We start from the raw sequence: 6179 nt of genomic DNA, 5'->3' as shown, positions 1-6179 counted from the left end.
TCTCCTCTTCACCCTCTCTCTTTGCACCTCTCGTTATCGTTTTTTTTTTATGCCCCCGCTCCCCCCCTCTACTCCCCCTTCCCTCTCCGTCGCCGGCGCCAGATTTGTATAAGAGCCCGGGAGTCCGGCGCGTTGCGCCGGACCGCAATACCCGCTTCGCGAGTATTGCGAGAAGCGATGGAATTCGCGCTCCGCGCGAATTCCCCGCCTCCGCTGCGCTCCGGCGGAAAAGACGGCTGGCTAGGAGGAAGCCGGGCGGAGTGAGGGGCGAGTGCATCACGCGGCGGGCTGTGTAGATACAGGAATTCCAGGCCAGTGGCCCCCTGTTGGGAAGATCCGGCAGGGTCGAGCCCCGGACTACCGTGGACCGGGAGCAGCGTCCCGAGCGGGCCCGGGGCGGGTGGACGGGCACCGGGCGACACGTCGTCAGCTTCCCTCCTGGGCCGCCCGTATGGCCTGCGTCGATCCCTTCATGCCCCGGAAAGTGGTCCCTGCGCAGCGGCCGGTGTGGTAGGGTGGCATGCATCATAATTCCCTCTCGGTGCGCCACCCCCCGTGTGATGCATCTGTGTAGCTACGGGAACTTGGAACGGCCTCCTGATCGTACGGCGGGAAACCTCTGCCTTTTCTCATACCTTGAATTCCCGTCAGGAGGAACGGAATGGCGGCGCCGATGAAGCGCTTTGATCACCAGATTGAGGCCACCGAGGCGGCGGCGCGCGCTCTGGATATCCCGCCGGGGAAGCGTATCCCGGCTGGTGGATTGCGGGCGACGGTGGTGATGCCGTGCGGTTCGGGGAAGACGCTGGTTGCTGCTGATACGGCGCGGCGGGTGGCCAGGAATGGGCGGGTGCTGGTTCTGGTGCCGACGTTGGATCTGCTGACGCAGACGGTGTTGGCGTGGCAGGCGGCCGGGCACAAGGGGCCGGCGGTGGCGGTGTGTTCGCTCACTGGTGATCCGGCGTTGTGGGCGGCGAAGGTGCGGGTGACGACGAGCGCGCCGCAACTGGCGCTGTGGCACGGCTCCGGCGCTGTGACGGTGTACGCCACGTACTCGTCGCTGCCGGTGCTGACGGCGGCGTTCGAGGGCTCCTACGGCCTTCCGATGGTGCCGTTCGACCTGGTGGTGGTGGATGAGGCGCACCGGACTTCCGGGTCGCTGGGGAAGGCGTGGGCGGATGTGCACGACAATGGGCTGCTGCCGTCGCTGCGGAGGTTGTATCTGACGGCGACGCCGCGGATCTGGCAGGAGCGGCCGTCGTGGGAGGTGCGGGAGGGCGTCCGGGATCCGCTGCCGGAGGAGCTGGCCGCCAGCATGGACGATCCGGTGATCTTCGGGCCGGTGGTCTACCGGATGACGCTGGCGCAGGGTGTGGCCCGTGGTTTGCTTGCGCGGTATCAGATCATCGTGGTCGAGCTGGCCGACCCGCAGCTCCCCCCGCACCGCCTGTACGGCCCGGAGCGGCGCGAGGAGGAGATCCGCGGCCTGCGCCTCGGGGCGTTGCAGGCGGCGATGTTGAAGACCGCCCGCGAGCACGACCTGCGCACGATGATCACGTTCCATCACCGCACGGTCGAGGCGCAGGCGTTCGCGGCCGGGCTGCCGGCGGTCGCGAGGAAGCTGCACCAGGCCGACCCGGAGCGGTACCTGGCGCGGGTGTGGGCCGGGTGGCTGAAGGGCGATCACGACTCCGGACACCGCCGGGAAGTCCTGGGGGAATTCGCAACGCGGGCGGGGCTTGCCATTCTCTGTAATTGCAAGGTCCTCGGGGAAGGTGTTGATATCAGGGCGGTGGATTCGGTTGCTTTTCTGGACCCGAAGGGATCGCCGGTCGATATCGTGCAGGCGATCGGGCGGGCGTTGCGGCAGAAGCCGGGGGAAGGAAAGCTAGCCTCCCTGATCGTGCCGGTGTTTCTCGCACCGGGTGAGCAACCGGAGGACATGTTCACCTCGGCCTCGTACAAGCCGCTCACCAAGGTCCTCCAGGGGTTGCGGGCGCACGACGAACAGGCCCTGGAACTGCTCGCCATTCCTCAGACGAATGCTCCCGATACGCTGAGCACCACCATCGGGCCGCCGCCCGAGGACGGCGAGGACGAGTCCCGGTTGCTGCTGCGGTTCTCCTCACGCCGCGACCCGGCGCTCGTGGCGGAGTGGATCGCGTACAACGTCATCGACACCGAACGCCAGGACTGGGAACGCGGCCTGGCCGCGCTGCGCGCCTACGCCAAGCGGGAAGGCCACGCCCGGGTGCCCTTCTCGCACGTTGAGGGGGCGTATCCGCTGGGGCAGTGGACGGCCGATCAGCGCAAGACGTTCCAGGCCGGGGCGATGCCCTCCCGGCGCGCCGACCGGCTGGAGAAACTCGGCATGGTCTGGGACGAACGCGAACTGGCGTGGGAAGAGACCCTCGCGGTGCTGCGGACCTACTACCAGGAGTACGGGACGCTGGCCGCGCCGAGGTCGGCCACCATCCTGGGCCGGCCGGTAGGCATGATGCTGGCCAACCTCCGCCGGGACGGCGGGCTCGGCAAGGACCCGGCCCGGGCGGCGCGGCGTGCCGAGCAGCTGGTGGCGATCGACCCGCACTGGAACCCGGCCTGGCCGGTCGAGTGGCAGCGCACCTACGCCGGCGTCCAGCAGTGCGTCGACGGCGGCGCGGACGCGGAAGACATCCTGCCGGGCGTCACCTTCGCCGGTGGCGACGTCGGGACGTGGCTCAAACGGCAGCGGCAGGGCTGGAAACACCTCACGGCCGGACAGCGCGAACTCCTCGAGGGCCTGGGCGTCACCCCGCTCCAAGCGCCCTCAGCGGCCCCCACACAGGCGGCCACGGGGAACGCGGGCGCCGTACCCGTACCGGCCGCCAGGAAGCCCCCGTCCGGCCGCAACGGGACATTCGAACGCGGCCTCGCAGCCGCCCGCCAATACCTCGCCCGCGAAGGACACCTCACCGTCCCCCGCAACCACGTCGAACACCTCGCCCTCGACAAAGAGGCGAGGGCCGACGGCGGCGAGGACCAGGAGCAGAAGCAGCCCGGGACCATGGCCGTCCGGCTCGGGGTATGGCGCAGCAACATGAGGTCGAGACGAGACCGGCTCAGCACCGAACAGCAGAACGCACTCGACGAACTCGGGATCTGACCGGCGGCCTGCCCGAGCCTCGCCGGGAACGGGTGCAGCCGTCGGCGGACGGCGGCCGCGCCCCGTCCTGTCAGCCCGAAGGAAGGCGAGGCAGGGCACTGTGTCGGTTCGCCGCCCTCACGACGTGGTGACTCCGTGCTCGAGGCATTTCTAGGCTGACGTGGTGAGTTCCAAGGACACGTACACCAGCTATGAGAGGCTCCCGGGATGTACCTGCGGATGCCATGAAGTGTCGGAGGATCCCGACGAGTACTACGCCGACCCGCGTGCATGGGGCGACGACCCGTCATTCGTCCCTGCGAGCGTCTGCGGTTGCTGTGCTCATGAGGTGCTTCCGCGACGGCCCCGCCAATCCACACGGATGGCCGTCCTCAGGCGCGACGGCTATCGGTGTCTCGCATGCGGTTCCGAAGATGACCTCACCACCGATCACATACGGCACCAGTCGACAGGCGGCCGACACGGCATGGAGAACCTGCGCACGCTCTGCCGTTCGTGCAACAGCCGCCGCGGGGTCGGCCACCTCCCAGAGGTCGACGGGAAGCCGTGGTCGGAGTCGGGAAATTCCGCCTCCGAGGTCAGCGGCCGGCCGTATCGTCGGATCATGTCGTCGTACCGCAGAGACCTGGTCAGCCGCGCGACACGCAACGAGTTCCGTTCCCTGGCGACCGACATGACGGTGCGCCTTGTGGCGGAGGCGTGGCAAAACCACAACTTCGCCCCTGTTCCCGAGGACGAACTCAACTACGACGACAGCAGTGTGCGCCGCACCACGTTCGAGACGTACGCCGCTGCGGTCGACTGGACGGACTACGCCCAGGTCTCCCGTGCTCTTCTCGTCTTCGAGGATTTCATCCGCCACTGCCGACAGAGCGGCTGGGAGGGCCACTGGCTGGAGGAAGTCACCGTAAAGCTGGAACGCGACGGCCTGAGCGTAGACGAGCGCGGACGGATCTCCTGGCTACATCGACCCGTCACGACGGGGCACCTGGATAAACTGACCGACCCGTCGGGCATCCTCGCGGAACTGGAGCGGGTCAGCCGCACTATCGCAGACGACCCTGCTGCCGCGATCGGAAGCGCCAAGCAACTGATCGAGGCCACCGCGAAGACCGTACTCCGAGAACGGGGAATCGCCATCGACGAACAGGCGAAGGTTCCAGCCCTCGTCAAACAGGCTCAGAAGGCTCTCCGCCTTGATGCCTCGTCCGTCACCCCCGGCCCGGACGGAACGGACGCGGTCAAGAAGATCCTCGGCGGTGTGGCCTCGATCGCCGTCGGCGTGGCGGAACTTCGCAACCGTGGGTACGGCACCGGACACGGCCAGGCCAGCGCGCCCACGAACCTGGGAGCCCGCCACGCCCAGCTGGCTGCTAACGCGGCCATCACCTGGTGCCAGCTCATGCTGGACACCCTGGGAGACCCCTCGGCGCCCTGGAGGAAAGTCGCCGTTCCCGCCCAGCCCCAGGCACCCACGTCGGCCGCCGCTTCCTAGCGGTGCCGGCGTGCGCTGGTCTCAGATCGGGTGGATCAGTCGAGGCGCCAATCGGTGAACCGACCCGGCCGTGTGGTGCTCGGACGGGTGTCTCCAACGGGTCGTTCGAGCGGGGCATAGCCGCCGCCCGCCAGTACCTCGCCCGCGAAGGCCACCTCACCGCCCCCCTCCCCCTACAACGAGAACGAGAACTCACAGGCGGGGGTATCCCGTGTCGGCTGCGGGGATACTGGCGCTAACCCAAGGGGGTAACTCGCTGAGGCGGGAGGGCTGGTGGACCAGGCAGAGGGGAAGCCACCGGGCGACGTCGCCAATACGGTGACCGGCAGCGCTGATCAGATCGTGCAGGCACAGACCATTGCCGGTGGGGTTCATGTCCATCGTGGCGTACCGAAGCTGCCGCGGCCGCGGCAAGTCCCTCGCGAGGTCACGCATTTCACCGGCCGTGAGGCGGAGCTGAGCCGGCTGGACGCGCTGGCGGGCAGCGCCGGGACCCGGGGTTCCGCGGTAGTGATCTCCGCGATCGCCGGCACAGGCGGCATCGGCAAGACGTCCCTTGCGGTGCACTGGGCACACCGGGTACATGACCAGTTCCCGGACGGGACGTTGTACGTCAATCTTCGCGGATACGACTCCAGCCCGCCGCTGACCGCACATCACGCGCTGGATGCGTTCCTGCGTGCGCTGGATGTGCCCAGTGAGCGGATTCCCCCCGACACCGAGGCCGCGGCGGGCCTGTACCGGTCGCTGCTGGCCGGGCGGAGGATGCTCGTGGTCCTGGACAATGCCGCTGAACCCGGCCAGATCCGTCCCCTGCTGCCCGGTGAGCCGGGATGCCTGGTGCTGGTAACCAGCCGCAGCCGCCTGTCCGGGCTGGTCGCGCGTGAGGGCGCGCACCGCCTCACCCTGGACGTACTGGCGCCTGACGAGGCATGCGCCCTGCTGAACGACATCATCGGGCCCCAGCGATCCTGGCAGGAGCCTGCGGCGATCGCCGAACTCGCCCGTCGCTGCGCCTGTCTGCCCCTGGCGCTGCGGATCGCCGGTGAACGCGTCGCCAGCCGTCCGCACCTCGCAGTGGCCGACTTCGTCAGGGAACTGACCGACCAGCACCAGGAACTGGACGCGCTGACCACCGACGACGACGAGGCCGCCGCCGTACGCACCGTCTTCTCCTGGTCCTACCATGCGCTGCCCGACGGCACTGCTCGCGTCTTCCGCCTGCTGGGCCTGCACCCCGGGCCGACCATCAGCGTGGAGGCCGCGGCCGCCCTCACCGGCACCACCGTGACCCAGACCCGGCGGCAGCTGGACAGGCTGATCGGCGTGCACCTGCTCACCGAGAGCGAGCCAGACCGCTACCAGTTCCACGACCTGCTGCGCGCCTACGCAGCCGAACAGGCCACAGCCGACGAACCCGAGGCCGGCCGCGAGGCGGCCACGCAACGGCTGTTCGACTGGTACCTCCACACCACCCACGCCGCCTTGTACGCCTACTACCCCCAGCACCCCGAAATCCCCCTCGCCCCCAGGCCTGAC

3 protein-coding genes are annotated in these 6179 nt (G+C 68.7%); all 3 read left to right on the top strand.

Annotated elements, in window-relative coordinates:
* Positions 1-661 precede the first annotated feature (661 nt).
* The gene (locus BN2279_RS07035) at positions 662-3145 is read left to right on the top strand and encodes a DEAD/DEAH box helicase (protein ID WP_059007572.1); all 2484 of its coding nucleotides are present in this window, start codon (positions 662-664) and stop codon (positions 3143-3145) included.
* A 361-nt stretch (positions 3146-3506) separates the two neighbouring features.
* Positions 3507-4640, top strand: coding sequence for an abortive infection family protein (locus BN2279_RS07030; protein WP_079031940.1), 1134 nt, complete (start codon positions 3507-3509; stop codon positions 4638-4640).
* A gap of 273 nt (positions 4641-4913) precedes the next feature.
* The coding region (locus BN2279_RS07020; protein ID WP_234347536.1) for an ATP-binding protein at positions 4914-6179 on the top strand (1266 nt) is incomplete at its 3' end.

It is taken from the genome of Streptomyces specialis, assembly GCF_001493375.1.
Classification (GTDB): domain Bacteria; phylum Actinomycetota; class Actinomycetes; order Streptomycetales; family Streptomycetaceae; genus Streptomyces; species Streptomyces specialis.
Note: the sequence above shows the minus strand (reverse complement) of the source record. Positions and strands in the feature narration are given on the sequence as shown.

Excerpts from the sequence above, each read along its gene's own strand:
- BN2279_RS07035 (WP_059007572.1), top strand. The coding sequence starts at position 662 with ATGGCGGCGCCGATGAAGCGCTTTGATCACCAGATTGAGGCCACCGAG.
- BN2279_RS07030 (WP_079031940.1), top strand. The coding sequence starts at position 3,507 with ATGGCCGTCCTCAGGCGCGACGGCTATCGGTGTCTCGCATGCGGTTCC.